General features: G+C 60.0%; 22 protein-coding genes. 19 read left to right on the forward strand and 3 right to left on the reverse strand.

Translation table 11 applies throughout. From position 1 onward, the window contains the following. The 9 genes from GPK89_RS05040 to GPK89_RS05080 all read left to right on the forward strand — a co-directional run bounded on the left by GPK89_RS05040 (position 1) and on the right by GPK89_RS05080 (position 8,858). On the forward strand, positions 1-318 hold the full coding sequence (locus tag GPK89_RS05040; protein ID WP_215691854.1) for a YabP/YqfC family sporulation protein: 318 nt from the start codon (positions 1-3) through the stop codon (positions 316-318). Continuing rightward, positions 308-1,456: a sporulation protein YqfD gene (locus GPK89_RS05045; RefSeq protein ID WP_215691855.1), complete on the forward strand. Its 1,149-nt coding sequence runs from the start codon at positions 308-310 to the stop codon at positions 1,454-1,456. Before GPK89_RS05040 ends, GPK89_RS05045 begins: the two co-directional genes overlap by 11 nt. A gap of 138 nt (positions 1,457-1,594) precedes the next feature. Further along, positions 1,595-2,578, forward strand: coding sequence for a PhoH family protein (locus GPK89_RS05050; protein ID WP_215691856.1), 984 nt, complete (start codon positions 1,595-1,597; stop codon positions 2,576-2,578). A gap of 16 nt (positions 2,579-2,594) precedes the next feature. Further along, positions 2,595-3,095, forward strand: a complete 501-nt coding sequence (ybeY, locus tag GPK89_RS05055) for an rRNA maturation RNase YbeY (RefSeq protein ID WP_215691857.1) — start codon at positions 2,595-2,597, stop codon at positions 3,093-3,095. Then, on the forward strand, positions 3,085-3,585 hold the full coding sequence (locus GPK89_RS05060; RefSeq protein ID WP_215691858.1) for a diacylglycerol kinase: 501 nt from the start codon (positions 3,085-3,087) through the stop codon (positions 3,583-3,585). The genes ybeY and GPK89_RS05060 overlap by 11 nt, the downstream gene beginning before the upstream one ends. Continuing rightward, entirely contained in the window at positions 3,566-4,477 is a 912-nt protein-coding gene (gene era / locus GPK89_RS05065; protein ID WP_252261483.1) for a GTPase Era, read from the forward strand. Before GPK89_RS05060 ends, era begins: the two co-directional genes overlap by 20 nt. A 181-nt stretch (positions 4,478-4,658) precedes the next feature. After that, the gene (gene recO, locus GPK89_RS05070; protein ID WP_215691859.1) at positions 4,659-5,411 is read left to right on the forward strand and encodes a DNA repair protein RecO; all 753 of its coding nucleotides are present in this window, start codon (positions 4,659-4,661) and stop codon (positions 5,409-5,411) included. Between the two features lie 17 nt (positions 5,412-5,428). Further along, positions 5,429-7,801, forward strand: coding sequence for an endonuclease MutS2 (locus GPK89_RS05075; protein ID WP_215691860.1), 2,373 nt, complete (start codon positions 5,429-5,431; stop codon positions 7,799-7,801). Between the two features lie 115 nt (positions 7,802-7,916). Further along, a complete protein-coding gene (locus GPK89_RS05080; RefSeq protein ID WP_215691861.1) occupies positions 7,917-8,858 on the forward strand; it encodes a hypothetical protein in 942 nt (313 codons plus the stop codon). 68 nt (positions 8,859-8,926) lie between these two features. Here the strand turns inward: GPK89_RS05080 and GPK89_RS05085 are convergent, their stop codons facing one another. Continuing rightward, complete coding sequence (locus tag GPK89_RS05085; protein WP_215691862.1) at positions 8,927-9,487, reverse strand: TetR/AcrR family transcriptional regulator C-terminal domain-containing protein; 561 nt, start codon at positions 9,485-9,487, stop codon at positions 8,927-8,929. A 268-nt stretch (positions 9,488-9,755) separates the two neighbouring features. Here GPK89_RS05085 and GPK89_RS05090 point away from each other — a divergent pair, with 268 nt between their 5' ends. The 3 genes from GPK89_RS05090 (at position 9,756) to sigK (ending at position 12,942) form a co-directional block, all read left to right on the forward strand. Next, on the forward strand, positions 9,756-11,180 hold the full coding sequence (locus tag GPK89_RS05090; protein ID WP_346344832.1) for a radical SAM protein: 1,425 nt from the start codon (positions 9,756-9,758) through the stop codon (positions 11,178-11,180). A gap of 191 nt (positions 11,181-11,371) precedes the next feature. Continuing rightward, positions 11,372-12,229, forward strand: coding sequence for a sigma-E processing peptidase SpoIIGA (locus tag GPK89_RS05095; protein WP_215691863.1), 858 nt, complete (start codon positions 11,372-11,374; stop codon positions 12,227-12,229). Between the two features lie 17 nt (positions 12,230-12,246). After that, positions 12,247-12,942 (forward strand): RNA polymerase sporulation sigma factor SigK, encoded by a 696-nt coding sequence (sigK, locus tag GPK89_RS05100; protein ID WP_215691864.1) that lies wholly within the window; start codon positions 12,247-12,249, stop codon positions 12,940-12,942. Between the two features lie 113 nt (positions 12,943-13,055). Here sigK and GPK89_RS05105 read toward each other — a convergent pair whose 3' ends face one another. Beyond that, positions 13,056-13,577 (reverse strand): hypothetical protein, encoded by a 522-nt coding sequence (locus tag GPK89_RS05105; protein WP_215691865.1) that lies wholly within the window; start codon positions 13,575-13,577, stop codon positions 13,056-13,058. Positions 13,578-13,697: 120 nt separating this feature from the next. Here GPK89_RS05105 and GPK89_RS05110 point away from each other — a divergent pair, with 120 nt between their 5' ends. Beyond that, the gene (locus GPK89_RS05110; RefSeq protein ID WP_215691866.1) at positions 13,698-14,477 is read left to right on the forward strand and encodes a SigB/SigF/SigG family RNA polymerase sigma factor; all 780 of its coding nucleotides are present in this window, start codon (positions 13,698-13,700) and stop codon (positions 14,475-14,477) included. A gap of 51 nt (positions 14,478-14,528) precedes the next feature. On the opposite strand, the gene GPK89_RS05115 is transcribed toward GPK89_RS05110, so the two are convergent. Next, positions 14,529-15,140: an HAD family hydrolase gene (locus GPK89_RS05115; protein ID WP_215691867.1), complete on the reverse strand. Its 612-nt coding sequence runs from the start codon at positions 15,138-15,140 to the stop codon at positions 14,529-14,531. An 83-nt stretch (positions 15,141-15,223) separates the two neighbouring features. Here GPK89_RS05115 and GPK89_RS05120 point away from each other — a divergent pair, with 83 nt between their 5' ends. From GPK89_RS05120 to GPK89_RS05145, 6 genes are all read left to right on the forward strand, one after another. After that, positions 15,224-15,478 carry a PRC-barrel domain-containing protein gene (locus GPK89_RS05120; RefSeq protein ID WP_215691868.1) on the forward strand — a complete coding sequence of 85 codons (255 nt, stop codon included), beginning with the start codon at positions 15,224-15,226 and terminating at the stop codon, positions 15,476-15,478. Between the two features lie 103 nt (positions 15,479-15,581). Next, positions 15,582-15,935 carry a ComEA family DNA-binding protein gene (locus GPK89_RS05125; RefSeq protein ID WP_215691869.1) on the forward strand — a complete coding sequence of 118 codons (354 nt, stop codon included), beginning with the start codon at positions 15,582-15,584 and terminating at the stop codon, positions 15,933-15,935. A 15-nt stretch (positions 15,936-15,950) separates the two neighbouring features. Beyond that, on the forward strand, positions 15,951-18,158 hold the full coding sequence (gene ppk1, locus GPK89_RS05130) for a polyphosphate kinase 1 (protein ID WP_252261485.1): 2,208 nt from the start codon (positions 15,951-15,953) through the stop codon (positions 18,156-18,158). Between the two features lie 14 nt (positions 18,159-18,172). Beyond that, on the forward strand, positions 18,173-18,553 hold the full coding sequence (locus GPK89_RS05135) for a hypothetical protein (protein ID WP_215691871.1): 381 nt from the start codon (positions 18,173-18,175) through the stop codon (positions 18,551-18,553). A gap of 207 nt (positions 18,554-18,760) precedes the next feature. Beyond that, entirely contained in the window at positions 18,761-19,549 is a 789-nt protein-coding gene (locus GPK89_RS16215; RefSeq protein ID WP_252261486.1) for a M23 family metallopeptidase, read from the forward strand. Beyond that, positions 19,539-19,982, forward strand: coding sequence for a peptidase (locus GPK89_RS05145; protein ID WP_215691872.1), 444 nt, complete (start codon positions 19,539-19,541; stop codon positions 19,980-19,982). Before GPK89_RS16215 ends, GPK89_RS05145 begins: the two co-directional genes overlap by 11 nt. Positions 19,983-20,068: the final 86 nt, after the last annotated feature.

The following is a 20,068-nucleotide window of genomic DNA, read 5'->3' on the forward strand; positions in this document are numbered from 1 at the left end:
ATGAAACCGAAAAAGCCGCATCCCCGCAAACTGTATGAGCGCCCCGATCTGCGCCGCATGGCCGCCCCGCCGCCCCGGGATTTCTACCGCCTGCCGGAGCTGGAACTGCGCGGCGGCAATCTGTTGACAGATGGCTGCCGCCGCGTGCTGGATTTCACCCCGAAGCGCGTCTGCCTGGACATGGGCGACACCCTGGTAACATTGTATGGCGAGGGACTGCGGATAGAATCTTTCGCGGGGAAAAGATTGATCCTGGCCGGGCGGTTTACCCGGGTGGAACTGCGCAGCAAGTGGGAGGTGCCACCCGATGAAGGCTGAATTTTGGGCGGTGGATACCTTCCGCTTTTCCGTGACCGGGCCGGGGACGTTTCGATTTTTGAACCGCGCGGCAGCCAGCGGCGTGCGGCTGCGGCACGTCCGCTGGCAGAAAGACGGCTACACCGCCACAGCCAGCGGCCCGGACCGGCGCAGACTGGAAGAAATTGCAAAAAGCGGCGGCTGGGCGTTTACGGTCACGGCCCGGCGCGGTCCCGGGCGGCGCACCGAATGGCTGCTGCGCACCCGCCCCGGGCTGGCGGCGGGTGCGGTGCTGTTTTTTGTGCTGCTGCGTTTTCTGGGCGGCTTTGTCTGGTGCATCGATTACGGCGCGATGGACACTGACCTGCACGCAGGCGTGCGCACACTGCTGGCGGACTGCGGCATCCACGAGGGCGTGTACCTGACCAAACCGCTTTTGCAGGCGGCCCAGGCCCAGGCGCTGCGCCGCAGCGAGACGTTCGGCTGGGTCAGCCTGAACTTTACCGGCGGCTGCCTTTCGGTGGAGAGTACGCCTGTCCAGACCCAGACCGTGCGCGACCCACCGCCCCGGCAGGGCCTGTACGCTGCCGCAGATGGGGAGATACTGGCGGTGGAAATTGAGAGCGGCTTTGCGGTGGTCGCAGTGGGGGAGCAGGTCACGGCGGGCCAGCCCCTTGCGGCGGCGGAAAAGCTCGACCGCAAGGGCAACGCCGTACCCCAGGGGGCATGGGGGCGCATTGTGGCGCGGGTGCAAAAACAATACACCGCCGCCCAGGCGTTGGAATACGAGGCCCTTGTCTACACCGGCCGCAGCAGTGCGGCGGAAACGCTCTACTTGCCCGGCTATGCTCACACCCGGCCCGCCGAAACGCCGCTGGCCGGCGAGGAACAGACCGAGTGGCTTCCGCTGCGGCTGGGCCGCCTGGCGCTGCCCGCCTGTATCTGCCGTGTGACGACCTGGGAGCAGAAGACCCAGCCGGTGCGCCTGACCGACACCGCAGCCGTCGCGCTGGCTGTCCGCACCTGCCGCGCCCAGCTTTTGCGGGACTTCCCAGATGCGGAAATCGAAGCCGAACAGCGTGAAACCACCACTGAAAACGGCACCGCTGCCGCCGCTGTGACCTATATTTTTACCGCCGACATTGCCCGGACGCGGTAATTCGACAATTTTTGCGGACAGTGACGAAATGAAACGCAAAATTTTGTGCAATATTCACAGTTTCTTTTGCGGAAAACTGTGATATAATCTAAATGTATAGCTGGGCCTATAACCAACTATCCCATGGAGGAACGTATATTGGCAGAACGATCTCTTGAACTGGACAGCATTGAACTGGCTGCCGCCATCTTTGGCAGCGGCGACCAGAATATCCACCTGCTGGAAAAAGAATTCCGCGTTACAGCGGTATGCCGCGGCTCAGTGCTGCGCTTTACCGGCGAGCAGAAGGATGTGGACGCCGCCGCCCGCGCGGTGGAGGGCATGGTCACGCTGATGGAAAACCACACCCCGCTGGAGGAACAGACCGTGCGCTACTGCATGAGCCTGGCCCATGGCGGCGAGGAAAAACGCCTGCGGGAGCTGACCGACGACTTTGTCGCCGTCACCGCCAAGGGCCGCCCCATCCACCCCAAGACCCTGGGGCAGAAGGAATACCTGGCGGCCATCCGCAAAAACGCCATCACCTTTGGCGTCGGCCCGGCTGGTACCGGCAAAACCTATCTGGCCGTGGCGATGGCTGTCAAGGCGTTCAAGTCAAAAGATGTCAGCCGCATCATCCTGACCCGCCCGGCGGTCGAAGCGGGCGAGAAGCTGGGGTTTCTGCCCGGCGATCTGCAAAATAAAGTTGACCCATACCTGCGCCCGCTCTATGACGGCCTGTTTGACCTGCTGGGCGCGGAGACGTTTCAGAAATTGTTTGAAAAGCAGGTCATCGAGGTCGCGCCCCTTGCCTATATGCGCGGCCGCACGCTGGACGACGCCTTTATCATTCTGGATGAAGCCCAGAACACCACGCCTGAGCAGATGAAGATGTTCTTAACGCGCATGGGCGTCGGCAGCAAGGTCGTTGTCACCGGCGACGTGACCCAGATCGATTTGCCGGATAAGGTCCGCAGCGGCCTGATTGACGCGCTGCATGTCCTGCGCAACGTTGAGGGCATTGCCCAGGTGCGCCTGACTGAGAAGGATGTTGTGCGCCACCGCCTGGTCCAGCAGATCGTAAAAGCGTATGAACAGGCCGCCGAGGAAAAGTCCGGCAGCCCAGAGCATAAAAAAGTATAAATGGAGGTAGATTTCCGTGTCCAATAAGGTGTTGATTACCAATGACCAGAACGTAGTCAAGGTCCCTTCCGGCTTGCGCATCCTGATCCGCCGCAGCTGCAACGCTGTGCTGGATTTCGAGCACTTTGACGGTCCGGCCGAGATCAGTGTAACATTCGTGGATAACAACCGCATCCACGAGCTGAACCGCGAGTACCGCGGCAAGGACTCCGCCACCGATGTGCTCAGCTTCCCTCTGGGGGAAAACGGCGAGTATGACATTGACGAGGACAACGGCTGCAAGCTGCTGGGAGACATCGTCATCTCGATGGAGCGCGCAATGGAGCAGGCTGAACTGTACGGTCACTCCCTGCAGCGCGAGGTCGCGTACCTGACTGTACATTCCATGCTGCACCTGCTGGGCTACGACCATGAGGCCGGCGGTCTGGAGGCTGTGCGCATGCGCGAAAAAGAAGAAGCCGTCCTGATCCAGCTGGGCCTGCCCCGCACGGTTTCGTATACGAGCGATGAAATTTGAGCCGCTGACCCGCTTCGCCCGCGGCTTTGTCTACGCCTACAACGGCATCCGCGCCGCCATACGGGAGGAGCGCAATTTCCGCTTTCATCTGTGTGCGGCGCTCTATGCCTTTGTGGCAGCCTACTGGGCGCAGCTGCCTGCGGTGGAAACAGCCCTGATCGCGCTCTGTGTGGCGGCGGTGCTGGCGCTGGAGCTTGTCAACTCCGCAATTGAGCGCGCGGTGGACAAGCCCGATACCACCCACTGGTGGACAGCAGGCGCGGCCAAGGATATGGCGGCGGGGGCGGTGCTCGTCATGGCGCTGGGTACCCTTGTAGTCGCCGTGTGCCTGCTTGTGCCGCATTTCGGCACGCTGTGGGCCAATTTTACCCTGCGGCCCACACGCCCGGCGGGCATTGTGCTGACGCTGGTCATCTTTACAAAATTTATTTTCCGTTCTTCCAACTCAACAGAGAAAGGCAAACAACCGAATGGCAAAACCGATTCCTGAAATGCCGTCCAGCGTCTTTGTGGCGCTGGTGGGCCGCCCCAATGTGGGCAAATCCAGCCTGACGAACTACCTTGTGGGCGAGAAGGTCGCCATCGTGACCAAAAAGCCCCAGACGACCCGCAGCCGCATCACCGGCGTCATCACCAAGGGCCCGGTGCAGTATGTGCTGATGGATACCCCCGGCATCCATGCGGCCCGCAACAAGCTGGACGCCCGTATGACCCAGACCGCCGCCGCCAGCCTGAAAGATGTCGATGTGACGATGATGCTGTTTGAGCCGGCAGGGGAGTTCACCGACGCCGAGCTGACGATGGTGAAGGCCCTGCAAAAGGGCGGGCCTGCCATTGCGGTCATCAACAAGGTGGACCTGCTCGACAATTTTGCCGCGCTGGAAGCCCGCAAAAAGCAAATGGAAGATTTCGGCTGCTTTGATCATATTGTCACGATCTCAGCCAAGGACGGTACCGGCTGTGACGATCTGTTTGCCATGCTCAAGCCCTACGGCAACGAAGGCCCGCACTATTTCGACGATGACGCCTTCACCGATATGCCGGAGAAGGAACTCGTCGCCGAACTCGTGCGCGAGAAGGCCCTGCTGTTCCTGCGGGAGGAAGTCCCCCACGGCATTGCCGTTGTGGTCGAGCGCTTTAAGGAGCGCCCCGACAAGGACCTCATCGACATTGATGTGAACATCTACTGTGAGCGCAAGAGCCACAAGGGCATGATCATCGGCAAGGGCGGCCAGATGCTCAAAAAAATCGCCTCTGCCGCCCGGATGGATATTGAGGAGCTGCTCGGCGTCAAGGTCAACCTGCAGTGCTGGGTCAAGGTCCGCGAGGATTGGCGCGACAACGAATTGCAGCTGAACTCGCTGGGGTTCGCCAAGCCGTAACGGATATTTGCCGATGCCCTTTATTCCGCCAACATCCCCGCCGCGCCTGTGCTATCCTGTTGCCATGGGGGTGACGACATGGACAATGCGGCGGACGGCTGGCGGCGTTTTGCGCAGACCGGCAGCATTTATGACTACCTAACGTATAAAACACAGCAGAACGCAGCACGGGAGGACGTATATGCAAATTGCAACAACGGGTCTGGTGCTGCGCCAGGTCAAGGTGGGGGAGGCCGACCGGATCCTGACGATCCTGACGCCTGACCTGGGGGTCATATCGGCCTCGGCCCGGGGCAGTCTGCGGATGAAAAGCCCGCTGTTCAGTGCCACGGGCCTGTTCTGCTACTCTGAATTTTCCCTGTCCAGCGGCCGCAGCCACTTTTTTGTGGATGCGGCGCAAATCAAAAAAGTGTTTCATGGCGTATCTGCCACGGTCGAGGGCATGGCCCTGGCCAGCTATATGGCGGAGATCGCCATGGAGCTTTCCCCCACACCGGCGGAAGGCGAGGCCGACGCCCAGCTGCGTCTGCTGCTGAACTGCCTGTACCTGATCGGTGAGCGCCGCTACCCATGGCGGCAGCTGAAAGCCGTCTACGAGCTGCGTGCTCTGTCTAAGGCGGGCTACATGCCGGACCTGCGTATGTGCGCGGGCTGCGGCAAATACGAAGGGGGAGAGTTCTACCTGGACCCGGTGGGCGGGCTGCTGCTCTGCGCTGACTGTGCCGAGCGGCAGCGCCATATCCCGAACCTGGACGCAGGGGCCTTGTATGCCATGCGCCATATCTTCTGGACGGTCGAGGATAAAAAAGTATTCGGCTTCAAGATTTCACCCGAGAGCCTGAAAGATCTTTCCCGCGTCAGCGAGCAGTACACGCTGGCGAACCTGGAACATGGGCTGAAAACGCTGGACTTTTTAAAAACTGTACTTGAGTAAGGAGACCAAAACCCTGTATGGATACCGCCTATAAAACAACACTGGAACTGGACAAGGTCCTTGCCCGGGCTGTGCAGCTGTGTGCCTGCCAGGAAACCAAGGAGATGATGCAGGCCCTGGAACCCGCCCCCACCATTGAGGACGAGCGCTACGACCTGGCTCAGACCAACGCCATCAACGCGCTGCTCATCAAAAACGGCAGCCCCCGCTTCGGCAGCGTGCGCGAGGTGCGCCGCATCGTCGCCCACGCCCGCAAGGGCGGCATTCTCTCGATGGGCGAACTGCTGGAAATTGCCGCGACGCTGCGCAACTTTTCGGGCCTGAGCCAGTGGTACGGCCTGAGCGAGCACGAAATGCTTCCCACCGACGATTTGTTTTTTTCGCTGGCCCCGCAGCCAGTGCTGGAAAAACAGATCAGCGAGAGCATTCTTTCCCCGGAGGAAATGGCCGATACCGCCAGCGTAACGCTGCACGATCTGCGCCGCAAAATCCGCCAGACCGAGGATTCCATCCGCACCAAACTCGATAACATCATCCGCAACTCCACCACCAACAAATTCCTGCAGGATGCCGTTGTTTCGCTGCGCAATGGCCGCTATGTCGTGCCGGTCCGCGCCGAGTACCGCGGTGAGGTGGGCGGCGTTATCCATGACGTTTCCTCTACCGGCGCGACGGTGTTCGTTGAGCCGACGGCGGTTGTCGAGGCCAATGCCCGCATTATGCAGCTGCGCGCCCAGGAGCAGGAGGAAATCACCCGTATCCTGACGTCCTTCTCCACACAGGTCGGCTCACTGGAGCCGCAGTTTACGTATAGCTACGATGCTATGCTGAAAATTGACCTGCTGCTGGCAAAAGCACGGCTGGCTGTCGAGCAGAACGCCTTTATGCCCGCCGTCAGCGACAAGGTCTATTTCAAGCTGAACAAGGCCCGCCACCCGCTCATCGACAAGAAAAAAGTCGTGCCGGTGGATATCGAGCTGGGCAGTGACTACGACACGCTTGTCATCACCGGCCCCAACACCGGCGGCAAGACGGTGTCCTTAAAAACCGCAGGCCTGCTCAACGCCATGGCCCAGTACGGTTTTCTGATTCCCGCCCATGAGAGCAGCATCGTCTGCCACTTTGAGGAATACCTCGTGGATATCGGCGACGAACAGAGCATCGAGCAGAGCCTGTCCACCTTCTCCGGCCACATGAAGCGCATCAGCGGCATTCTGGATCTGGCAGGCCACGCTACCCTGACCCTGCTGGATGAGCTGGGTGCGGGCACCGACCCCGCCGAGGGCGCAGCGCTGGCTGTCAGCATTCTGGAACGGCTGCGCCGCCAGGGCAGCTTGCTGATGGCGACGACCCACTACGCAGAACTGAAAGTCTACGCGCTGGAAACTCCCGGCGTCGTCAATGCCAGCTGCGAATTTAACGTGGAGACGCTGATGCCCACCTATAAACTCAGCGTCGGTGTGCCGGGCAAATCCAACGCGTTCCTCATCAGCTCCAAGCTCGGCATCCCGGAAGAAATCATTGATGCCGCGCGCAATCATATGTCCAACGATGACAAGCGGCTGGACAGCGTGCTTTCCCAGCTGGACGATCTGAAAGTCCAGCTGAAAGAGGCCCAGGCCGAGGCCGAACAGGCCAAGTACGACGCCGAGCACGCCCTTGAAAGCGCCGAGAAGAAGCGCGACGCCTTAATTAAAAAAGGTGAGGAAGAACTCGAAAACGCCCGCCGCCAGGCCCATGACCTGATGCAGCAGGTGCAGAACGAGGCGTACAGCCTGACCGATGAATTGCGCCGCATCCAGAAGGACGAAAAGACCAGCGCCGCCCAGCGTGCCGTGCGTGCCCGGGAAATTGCCCGCAAGGACACCGAGACATTGCTCAAAAAGACCGACGCCAAGCCGAAGCCGGTCAAAGAGTTCGTCCCACTCAAAGAAGTGCAGATCGGCCAGGAGGTCGTCATTGCGGATCTTGGCCAGACGGCCACCGTCACGGCCCGCCCCGACCGCAACAATATGGTCGAGGTCCGCGCCGGCATCATGAAAACGAAGGTGCCGCTCTCCAACCTGCGTGCACCGGACAAGATGGAGAAGCGCAAGCCCGCCGAACCCCACCGCTCCACCCGCGTGCAGCTGGATAAATCCCGCAAGGCCAGTATGGAAATCAACCTGCTTGGCTACACGGTGGACGAGGCCTTGAACGAGGTGGACAAGTTCCTGGACAGCGGTATGCTGCGCGGGCAGACGACGCTCTACATCATCCACGGCAACGGCACCGGCGCACTGCGCACGGCCATCCAAAAGCACCTGCGCACCCACAAGGCGGTCAAGAGTTTCCGCCCCGGCCGCTATGGCGAGGGCGAAAACGGCGTAACTGTGGTGGAATTAAAGTAAAAATTCAAAACAATCCTGCATTTTTGTCTATGGCAATCATTCGCCACATCTGCTATGCTGAAGGTAGCATGATGGGTGTCTGAACATTAAATCAACAAGAAAGCGAGCGAACGCTTTGGCAATGGATTATAACAGCACGCGCAGCTTTACGATGACGCTGGCGCACCGCGCGGTGGGGGATATCCGCCGCGGGGGCTTCCGGCAGCTGCGCAACTATGTGGATATGTGCGCCACACTGGCAAAAAAGCCGCAGCAGAAAGACTTCTTTGCCTACGCGCAAAAGGCTTTGCAGCGCACGGACAGCTGCTATTACAGCATGATCCACCGTCTGCTGGACTCGGTGGAGGAGGACCGCATCTGCACCGTCGGCGTTAATATGGGCTTCGGCGGGCTGATCTACGGTGCCAGCGAAATGAAAAAGCAGGCGGACGTGGACGGCAAGCCCATCGCCTGGATCACGGCGGCCCGCTGCGGCGACGAACGCCTGGCAGATATGGTACCCAAGGCGGTAAAAAAAGGCAGCTTCGTCTGGCTGCTGGACGCCACAGCCAACGACCCTGTGCAGGCCGTATCGCTTGCTAAGGCCAACCCGCAGAGTGCTTTCGGCCTGCTGGCCGACCCCGCCGCGCTGGATGATGCCTGCGTCAACGCATTGACGGCCTGCCGCAACCTCGTCGTCATGCCGCTATTGCAGACGCCGGAACTGACGGCGGAGGCCTGCCGCGCCGCCCGTCGCCTAAAAGCGCAAAAAATGTTCTATGCTCTGACGGTGCTTGTGGACGATGACACCGTTGATGAGGTCACACAGGACGATTGGCTCGAGAGCATTGCTCAGGAAACACTTTTCTGTATGTGCGCCCGCAAGCCCGGTATTTCGGCGGAAAGCTCCCACAAGCTGCGCCGCAGCATCGTGGATGGCCGCATGGAGACCGGCAAGCCGGTTCTGCTGCTGGACTGGGACGGCGATGTCAAATACCTGAACAACCGCATTTCCGAGCATATGACCTTCGGCTCCGTGCTGGCAGAAGGGGAGACCTTCCCGCTGCAGTTGGGCTGAAAAGTTCGCATACTTCAACAAAAAGCGACCCTGTACCGATGGTAAAATCGGGTACAGGGTCGCTTTGTTTATTGTGTTTCGCCGCGCAGCAGGCTTTGCATGATCTCGTGGTTGAACAGCGGAATGGACAAATCGGATACCGCCGCCAGGGTGTTGCTCTTCATCCCGCTGAACACCCAGGGAATCAGCACGCCCATCATCGCGCCGGAAAAGAACTGGCCGATTTTTGCTGCCTCCTCGGCAGGGATATCCGCTTTCAGCTCCCGCGCATTCTGCGCAAAGATGGAGCAGAGATAATCGAACATATATTGCTGCAAGCTGTTCTGTCCGTTGTAGGCCAAGGCGTTGCAGTAGAACACTTTGTTTTCCAGAAAATAGGCTTCCAGTGCTGTTAGCAGGGAATCCCAGCTGGAATAGGCGCTGCGCTCTACCAAAAACTGGGTGATGCCACTCTGGAAATACCAGTTCACCAAGTCGTATTTATCCTCAAAATGGTAGTAGAAGGTGTTGCGGCCCACCCCTGCGTGGTCAACGATATCATTGACCGAGATCTTTTCCAGCGGGGTCGTAGCCATCAATTCCTGCAGGCTCTGGGCCAGCAGATGTTTTGTCTGATTGGAACGCGGCATAGCAATTCTCCTGCTTTATCGGTGGTAAAATTACGTGTAATCATTGTAGCACATTTCCGACAAAAAGTCCAAATATTTCACTGCCACGCCGCAAAAACTGCGGCGGGTTTTGTATGACAATTCAGCCGGAATGTTTGGTTTTGCCCATAGCGGCGCGGTTTGCGGGCTTTAAATTGAACACTCCCCGGCTTTTGTCTATGTACACAACGCCGCGAAAAAGCATAAAATAAGGCCATAAAACGGAGAAAGAAAAGGAGAGCAATCTATCATGCCGATGAATAAAGTGGTTCATGCCGCCCAGCGTGCAGCGTTCAGCGCTGCCATTGATGCCGCCATCAACGCAGTGCGCGGCAAAGGCCCTGAACATATGGCCGAGCAGGCTGTCAAGCTCGTCAACCTGGCGCAGCCCCTGCTGGCTCACCGTTACCCCGATGCCGACTGGGACAAGGTCCGCTCCTTCGTGTCCGACCCCAACAGCAAGTGGATGGAGTACGCCTACAAGGCCATCAATGAGATCGACCCCCATATCCTGAAGATGAACACCCTGAACCTCGTGTACGAGGGTATGTTCGCAGGCTACAACTACGTCATGGAACTGCGCAAGAAGTACGACTGCAACATGCCGTGGATTTTGCTGTTCGACCCGACTTCCGCCTGCAACCTGCACTGCAAGGGCTGCTGGGCTGCCGAGTACGGCAACCGCCTGAACCTGAGTTTTGAGGATATGGATCGCATCGTTACCGAGGGTGAGGAACTGGGCATCCACTGGTATATGTGCACCGGCGGTGAGCCGACCTGCCGCAAGGAAGACCTGTTCAAGCTGGCCGCCAAGCACCAGAACTCGGTGTTCCACCTCTTCACCAACGGCACGCTGATTGACCAGGCCTTCTGTGACCGCGTCAAGGAAGTCGGCAACATGGCCTTCTTCATCTCCATCGAGGGCATCGGCGATGCCACCGACGACCGCCGCGGTAAGGGCGTCTATGACCGCGTCATGCACGCCATGGATCTGATGAAGGAGAACGGCCTGCTGTTCGGTACCTCCATCTGCTACACCAGCGCTAACTACAAGGCCGTCACCAGCGATGAGTTCATGGATATGCTCATCAGCCATGGCGTGCGCTTCAACTGGTACTTCCACTATATGCCCATCGGCGACGGTGCCAATGTTGACCTGATGCTGAACGCTGAGCAGCGCGAGTATATGATCCACCGTGTCCGTGAGATCCGCGGCTACACCGGCGGCAAGCCTATCTTCTGCATCGACTTCCAGAACGACGGCGAGTACATCGACGGCTGCATTGCCGGCGGCCGTCAGTATGCCCATATCAACCCGGCCGGTGATGTGGAGCCCTGCGTGTTCATCCACTACTCCAACGCCAACATCCACGACAAGAGCCTGCTCGAGTGCCTGCAGCAGCCGTTGTTCAAGGAATACCACAAGGGCCAGCCCTTCAACCACAACCACCTGCGCCCCTGCCCGATGCTCGAAAACCCCGAGTTGCTGGGTGAGATGGTCAAGCGCAGCGGTGCCCACAGCACCGATATGCAGCAGCCGGAATCTACGGATGATGTGTTCCGCCGCTGCCGCCCCTATGCCGACCAGTGGACTCCCTCCGCTGACCGCATCTGGGCCGAGGAGCACCCCGACTGTGCCTCCTGCGCCAGCTGCTCCGCCTGCGCATCCAAGTAAAATAGCATAAGCTCCTGCGCCCCGCTGTATTTTGCAGCGGGGCGTTTTTGCGTTGAAAGGCATCCTCCTTGGGGGGAGGCACCGGGCTTGTCATGTTTTCGGACATTTCACCGTTCCCGGATTTTCTCACCCGGCCGCGCATATAGTGGTAACAGAGCCAATGCAGGGGAGGTGGGCCTATCAAAACGGTAGTGTATCTGGATGTGCTGCTGCTGACGAATTTCCTCATGGCCTATTTCCTGTTGCTGGCGGCAGGGGCGCTCAGCGGGCAGCGGGGAGGGTTCGTGCGGATGCTGGCGGGCAGTGGGCTGGCGGCGATGTCGTCGCTTATTTTGTTTGCGCCGCCCCAGCCCTACCTTGTGCAGGTCGTCTACAAAATCACCACGGCGCTGGCTATTACGGCGGCGGCTTTCGGCTGGCGCAGCAAACGGCGGCTGGTCACGGCGGCCTGTTGGTATGCAGCGCTGAATATCGCCCTGGCGGGGGCGGTGCTGCTGGCCGTTCTGCGCACCGGCACGCGGGCAGCGGATACGGCCAACCTGACGGTGTATCTGCGCGTTTCGCCGTTGCTTTTATTGGCGCTGTCGGGCGTCTGCTGCGGCGCAGTGGATCTTGGCCTGCGGCTGCTGATGCGGCGGGACGCCCCGATAAAAACCGTCGGGCTGGAATTTGAACTCTGCGGCCAGCCCATCCGGCTGCGGGCGACACCGGACACCGGCTGCCACCTGCGCGACCCCATCACCTGTCTGCCGGTGCTCGTCGTCAGCTACCCGGATGCCAAGGCGCGGCTGCCCGGGCCAGCGGTGGATTTTTTGGAGCAATGGTTCGCCGGAGCCACCCAGGCAGATCCGCCGCCCGGCGCACGGCTGCGGCTGGTGCCCTGCGGCACGGCGGCAGACAGAACCCTGCTGCCCGGCTTTGCGGTACCGGGTATTGGCCTTATCACCGAGAAAGGTGTGCTGGGCCTGGGCCGCAGCGCCGTGGTGTTTGCACCGCGCAGCTTTGGCAGCACCGCCTACGAAGCGCTGTACGGCAATGATTTTTTGTGACAAAGTGGGAGAACATCATGCTCAAAGAACTGTACCTGCTGTGGCTGCGGCTGGCCGCCCCGCAGGAGCTGCACTACATCAACGGAGCGGACACATTACCGCCGCCGCTGCCGCCCGATGAGGAACGCGCCGCCCTGGCCGCACTGGCAGCGGGCCGGCCCCAGGCGCGGGATCTGCTCATTACACATAATCTGCGGCTTGTCGTGTACATTGCCAAAAAGTTTGAGACACCGTCGGCTGGCATTGAGGATATGATCTCGATAGGCACGATTGGCCTTATCAAGGCTGTCAACACCTTTGAACCTACGAAAAACATCAAGCTGGCGACCTACGCCAGCCGATGTATCGAGAATGAAATTTTGATGTACCTGCGAAAAAGTTCCAACCGGCGGCAGGATGCCAGCATTGACGAGCCGCTGAACACCGACACCGACGGCAACGAACTTTTGCTGATGGATGTGCTGACCAGCGACGACCCCCAGGTGGGCGAGGAACTGGAACGCAATGCCGAACGTGCGGCCCTGCGCGGCGCAGTGCAGCGGCTTTCCCCCCGTGAACGGCGTATCATGGAGCTGCGCTTCGGCTTGAACCACGAGGAAGAACACACCCAGAAAGAAGTCGCCGACACGCTGGGCATATCCCAGAGCTATATCTCGCGGCTGGAAAAGCGCATTATCCGCAGATTACGCCGGGAGTTGGAGGCGGTGGGCTAAAAAATCTGCAGCTTCGTAGGGGCCGGGCATGCCCGGCCCGCGGCCTGCCCGTCAGCAGGAGTCCCCGGAAAGCCGCGGGCCGCACATGTGCGGCCCCTACAGGGCAATGCCTTCTACACCACCGGCTCCACCCGGGTGTTTGTCACAAACTCCACGGCCAGCCCGACGACCATGTTCATTTCGGGCTGCATTGAATACAGCAGATACTCGTACCCATCCCGCGCCCAGCTGATGCCGGTGATACGCCCGGCGTTCTGCCGCTGTGTGACCGTGATGCCGTCGATCTCATACTGCTGCACATCCTCAAACGCCAGGTCAAAGAACCCGGCGGGGTATAACATCTGCCCCTGCTTCGCGGTGCGCAGGCTCATCCGCCGCCCAGGTACAATGTTGTAATCGATCTCCGAGACGCGTCCCTCGATGAGCCAGTAGCGATAGGGAATGATGATTTCGTTGTTGGGCGTGGACGCGACCCGGAATCCACCCGTCTGCCCATAGTTGGGCTGCAAATACTCGGTGCGGGTCTCGCGGCCGTCGCGCAGTTCCTCCCGCCGCAAAACCAGCACCAGGACCAGCGCCACCGATACGACGGCCAGCAGTACCAGCACAATGACAAACCACAGGGAATCCATCATAAAAACCCCCTCCTTTTTCGTATGCTATGCGCCGCCGCAGCCCAATGTGCAAAATTTACCGGTTTGCCGCGGCGCATACCGGCCCATACTCCCGGTAAATAAAAACTGGGGGTCAACAGGATGTATGCTGGAAAAGTAGAACTCTGCGGCGTGGATACCGCCCGCCTGCCAGTGCTGAGCGAAGCCGAAAAAGCCCGCCTTATCAAGGCGGCCCGCGCGGGTGACCGCCAGGCCCGGCAGGAGATGGTGCAGGGCAACCTGCGGCTGGTGCTCAGCGTCGTGCAGAAATTCGCAAGCCGCGGCGAGAATATGGACGACCTGTTCCAGGTGGGCTGCATCGGGCTTATCAAGGCCATCGATAACTTTGACCCGGCGCAGAACGTGCGGTTTTCCACCTACGGTGTGCCGATGATCGTGGGCGAGGTCAAGCGCTACCTGCGGGACAACAACGCCGTGCGGGTCAGCCGCTCCATCCGTGATTTGGCCTACCACTCGATGCAGGCGCGGGAGGAACTGCAAAAGCAGAATGGCCGCGAGCCGAAAATATCCGAGATCGCCGCCAAGGTGGGCCAAAGCCCCGAAAACGTCGCCATGGCGCTGGAATCCGCCGTCACGCCCGCCAGTCTGTACGAGCCGGTCTACTCCGACGGTGAGGACAGTTTTGCCCTGGTGGATCAGCTGCGGGACAACGCAGGCGAGGAAAACTGGATCAGCGATATGATGTTCCGTGACACGGTCAAGGCCCTGACACCCCGGGAACGGCGCATCATCGCGCTGCGGTATCTCCGCGGCCAGACCCAGACCCAGGTGGCGCAGGAAATCGGCATCAGTCAGGCCCAGGTCAGCCGCCTGGAAAAGGCCGCACTAAAGCATATTAAAGAGCAAATCTGCGCGGACTAAGCAAAACAAAACCCGCGGCATCCAAATCGGACGCCGCGGGTCATTTATGCTTTACTCAATCTCGATTCCGCACGCTCCCAGCGCACGGGTGAAGGACTTCGGGTTCTTATACAAAATACCGGTGATGCCCAGGTTGTACGCGGCCTGGGCATTTGCCTTGTTGTCGTCCACAAAAATCGACTCATCGTAGGCCAGGCGACAGGTCTGCATCAGCGTTGTAAAAATCTCCGGCTCGGGCTTGCACAGGTGTACGTCGCAGGACGCAATCCCGCCGTCGAATAGTGAGAACCACTCCCGCTGGCGCAGCTCGTCCATGATGTCGGTGGGAATGTTCGTCAGGTAGTACAGCCGGTAGCCCGCGGCTTTCAGCTTGCGCATGATCTGCACGGTCGTCTTTTTTGTGCGCAGCATCGTGGCCCACTCGTCAATGCAGGTCTGCACCTCAAATATGCGGCCTGCCTCGGCGGCGTGCTCTAACATCTGCTTGTTGGCGGCCTCGCGGGTGATGGTGCCCCGGTCCAGATCCTGCCACTCCTGGCTGCCGAAAACCAGCTCGTAGGTTTCCTCCTCAGCGCGGCGGTTCATGAAATGGTCCATCAAGAAATCCTTGGGGGCAAAATCCACCACAACGCCGCCAAAATCGAAAATAATATTTTTATACATAAAAACCTCCGTAAGGTGCATAGCATATTTTCTACTATTATACACGCAATTTGCATAGGATACAAGAGAAAGGGGGCTATCCCATGACATTGCGCGATTTGAGCAACAAGGATGTCATCCAGCTGAAAACCGGCGAAAACCTTGGCCGCATCGACGATATCGTCTTTGACGAGCGGGGGGCGCGGCTGCAATCGGTCATCCTGCGCGGGCGGGCGCACTGCTTTGGCCTGCTGGGCTGCGATGATGACCTGATCCTCCCGTGGGAGAGCATCAAGACCATCGGCACCGATGCTATTATGGTGGACGCCGAGCCGCTGCCCGGTACCCGCCGCCGCTAAGGCAAGAAAATCGTATATTTTGTGTAAAATTCCGCAAAAGCGGATGCTTTTTTTAGAGCAATGTGCTATAATTAAAATTCAACAGGAAATGGGAGACACGGCCATGCAGACAACCCGGAAACTCGCAGCGCTGACGGCTGCCGCAGCGGCGTTGATTATCCTGGGGTCGCTGTTCCTCATCGCGCCTGTGTGGCAGCCGCAAAGCCCCGCCGCTGTGTATATCCCGGCGGCTGTGGCCGCGCCGACGCCGACCCCCGCCCCGGCAATCATCAACATCAACACCGCTACTGCCGAGGAACTGACCACCCTGCCGGGCCTTGGCCCCGAGAAGGCCGCCGCCCTTGTCGCATACCGCACCGCTCACGGCGCATTTGCGTCGCTGGCTGACGCGGCCAACGTCAAGGGGATATCCCTGCGCATGACAGAAAGCTGGGCGGGCCTTGCCGCCGTACAATAAATGGAGGAGATCAACTTGGAAAAAAAGCCGGAAAGCATCTTCATCAACCGTGAACTCAGCTGGCTCGACTTTGACAGCCGCGTACTGGCCCTGGCAAAGGAAAAGACCGTGCCTTTGGGCGAGCGCATCAAGTTTGCCGCCATCTTTGGCAGCAACATGGACGAGTTCTTTATGGTGCGCGTCGGTTCGCTCTACGACCAAACGCTCTTGAAAAACAACAAGACCGACAACGTCACCCACATGACCGCTGCCGAGCAGATTGCCGCCATCACGCCCCGCGTGGCGGAATTGCAGGCCAAGTGCGATAAATATTTCCAGCACCTTGTCACGGCACTGGCCGCCGAAGGCTACAAGAAAGTCGATTTCGCCAAGCTGTCCAAGCCGCAGGAACATTTCTGGAAAACCTACTTCCAGCGCGAACTGTTCCCGCTGCTCAGCCCCCAAATTGTCGACTCCCGCCATCCATTCCCGTTTTTGAACAACAAGGATATCTACTACATTGCTCAGCTGCACACGAAAAACGAGGGCGTCGGCTACGGCATCGTGCCGGTCAGCAGCCAGTTTGAGCGCGTACTCTTCGTAAAGGACGGCGAGACGGCCTGCTTCGCCTTTGTGGAAGAGCTCATCGCCCACTACGCCGCCACGATTTTCAGCGCCAGCACCGTGACCAAGCAGTGCCTTTTCCGCGTGACCCGCAATGCCGATATCACGGTCGACGAAGGTATGATGGACCACGATGTTGACTTCCGCGACGTTATGAGTGAGCTGCTGAAAAAGCGCCGCAAGCTCGCCGCTGTGCGCCTGCAATTCTGGCCCGACGCCCCGCAGGAAATCGTCAAGTTCCTGCGGGACAAGCTCGTCGTCCCGGCGGACCGCTGCTATACCCAGACTTCGCCGCTCGACTCCGGCGCACTGTTCAAGCTGGCCGGGCGTATCTCCGGCGACGGCGGCCACACGGAGCTGTTCTATCCCACCGCCAGGCCGATGCAGGCCCCGGCAGGGTACGACCTCTACACCGAGGTGCGCAAGCATGATGTGCTGCTGGCTTACCCGTACCAGAGTATCCGCCCGTTTATTAAAATGCTGCTGCGCGCGGGCGCGGACCCGGACGTTGTATCGATAAAAATGACGCTCTACCGCATGGCAAGCGACTCCCAGATCGTTAACGCCCTGATTGCCGCCGCCGAGAACGGCAAGGAAGTCGTTGCCATGGTCGAGCTGCGCGCCCGCTTTGACGAGCAAAACAACATCGACTGGTCAAAGCAGCTCGAGGATGCCGGCTGCACGGTTTTCTACGGTTTCGATGACTATAAAGTACATTCCAAGTTGACCCTTATAACCAGCCGCGTCAACGGCCAATATAAATACTTGACGCAGATCGGCACCGGCAACTATAATGAAAAGACGAGCGAGCTGTACACCGACCTGTCCTTCATCACGACCCGGCAGGAGATCGGCGAGGAAGCCAGCGCTGTGTTCAACAATATGGCCCTGCAGCGCCTGACCAGTGAGGCCGACACGATGCTCGTCGCGCCGCTGCGATTCAAGAGCGTATTGCTCGAGGAAATGGACCGCCAGATCGCCCTTGCCATGCAGGGAAAGCCCGCGTCGATTATCCTCAAAAACAACTCCATCAACGACCCGCAGATTATTGATAAGATCAGCGAGGCCAGCTGCGCGGGCGTGCGCGTGGATATGATCGTGCGCGGCATCTGCTGCGTGCGGGCAGGTGTGCCGGGCCGCACCGAGAACGTGCATATCCGCAGCCTGGTCGGGCGGTATTTGGAGCATTCCCGCATCTACTGCTTCGGCAGCGGCGAGAATATGCGCATTTATATCGCCTCCGGCGACTTCCTGACCCGCAACACCGAGCGCCGCGTCGAGGTCGGCGTCCGGGTGGACGACCCGGCTATCGCCAGAAAGCTGCGCGGTATTCTCGATTTGCAGCTGCGCGACACCGTGAACGCCCGCGAAATGCAGCCGGACGGCACCTACACCAAGGTGCGCCCCGCCGAGGGCCAGCCCCCGGTGGACAGCCAGATGGCAATGTTCGGCTATTTCCAGTACGGCTTTGAGATGGCCCCCGAGAAGCCCAAAGCCAAGCCAAAACCCAAAACAGCGGCCGCCAAGGCCACTGCAAAACCTGTGGCCCGCCAGCACGCAGCGCTGCGCCCCAAACGCGCCAGCCTTTTGCAAAACCTGTTTGGCCGCGGGAAAAAATAAGGAGAACCCAAACCATGAAAAGTTGTGTAGTGACCGCAAATTACGCCTGTGACCCCAACAAGGTCTGGCTCTACCTGACCAAGCCCACCCTGAACAACTGGCGCAAGGACGTCAGCGGGTACGAGGAAAGCGACGACGGCATGAAAGCCACCGAGAAGAACACCGACGGCGGCGAGACCCAGATCGTCTTTACCCGCAAGGAAAAGCCCCGCTGCCTGAGCTGCAACTTCCAGAAGGGCAAGATCAGCGGTACCTTTACGGCGCTGCTGCTGGGCGGCGGCGACTCCACCAGTGTAGAGTGTACGCTGGATGTGAACGGCCTGGGCCTGTTCACCAAGCCCGCCAAGCTGATGAACGAGCGCCTGGAAATGCTGCGCCAGACGTTGGGCGCGTAAAGAGCCTTCCCCCGAAGGGGGAAGGTGGTCGAGTGTGCGAGGCCGGATGAGGGGCGGGCTTGCCGAAGCTTGACCTGTAAGGAAAACGACCTCCTGCGGAAAAGCCGTGGCCGTGTGCCGTTATAACCAATCTTCCATCCGCCTTTCGGGGCGGATATTTTTTTCCCCTCCCGCATACTGTTGTAAAAAACAGGGGAGGTGTACGCCATGTGGGAAGATGCAGCCCCGATGCAGGAGCGCGAGCCGCCCAGACCGCCCGCACGTCCGCGCAGTGAGGAAGATTTGGTCCTGTGGGCGCAGATTTTGCTGTGCCTGGCCGCCGTCGGCTTTGTGCTGGCGGCCAAACTGCTGGGCTGGCCCGCGTATCCGGTGCTGCGCCGTGCCTTTGCCGCCGCCACACAGCCAGAACAATCGCTGCTGCTGGGGGAGGAACGCGGCCTTTTGAAATTCACTGAACAGACTGCCGAGGAACTGGCAAACTCCGCCCGCAGTATGTGGGACGACTTCACCGCCGCGCCCGAGACAGCCCGCACGCCCCACGGCCAGCCGACACCGCCCGCCTACGCCAGCGAGGACAGCTACACCCCGGACTTTGCGCTCTGCTTCCCGCTGCCGGGGCACTTTGCCCGCAAAACCTCCGGCTATGGCTGGCGCACCGACCCCATGGGCGGCCTGGGCGACGATTTCCATATTGGCAACGACCTGGCGGCGGCCCGGGGCACGGCGGTACTGGCCGCCGCGGACGGCGTGGTACGCACGGCGGGCAGCCATAAAAGCTATGGCAACTATGTCCGCATCCTGCACGCCGACGGCGACGAGACGCTGTACGCACATATGCAATATCTGTTTGTCCGCGCGGGGGAGTGCGTGACCGCCGGGCAGACGCTGGGCACGGTGGGGCAGACCGGCAACGCCACCGGCCCGCACCTGCATTTTGAGATACTGCACAAGGGCCTGCGGTACGACCCGGCCCAGGCTTTACAGGATGCAGCGTAGGCCCAAAATCACCTGGCGCAGGCCGCTGGCGGTGCTGTTTGGCCTGACCGTGCTGCTGGCGCTGGACGGCAGCGGCCTTGTGCGGGTGGGGCTGGGCTGTGCGATTCTGCACGAGAGCGGCCACGCGCTGGCCTACCGCGCTTTGTGGGGGCACTGGCCGGAACTGGAAGTGTCGCCGTTTGGTATCTGCCTGCGGCTGCGCGGCCTGCCCATGACCGCCCGGCAGGAGCTTCTGCTGGCTGCAGCCGGGCCGCTGGCCAACCTGCTGGCCTGCGCGGCGGTGCTGCTGTTCATGCGCGGGGCAGGGTACAGCTACGGCGGGTATTGGTTTGCCTGCTGTAACCTGCTGGTGGGCGGCAGTAACCTTCTGCCCCTGCCCGGCCTGGATGGCTGGCGCATTGCGGGGGCACTTCACGGCTTGCGGAGAACGTAGGGGCGGGGCTTTGCTCCGCCCGCAGCCGTTGCCACAAAATGCAAAACCCCGGGGACGCACGGTCTCCGGGGTTTGTTTTAATTTGG

Source organism: Gemmiger formicilis (assembly GCF_018784445.1).
Classification (GTDB): domain Bacteria; phylum Bacillota; class Clostridia; order Oscillospirales; family Ruminococcaceae; genus Gemmiger.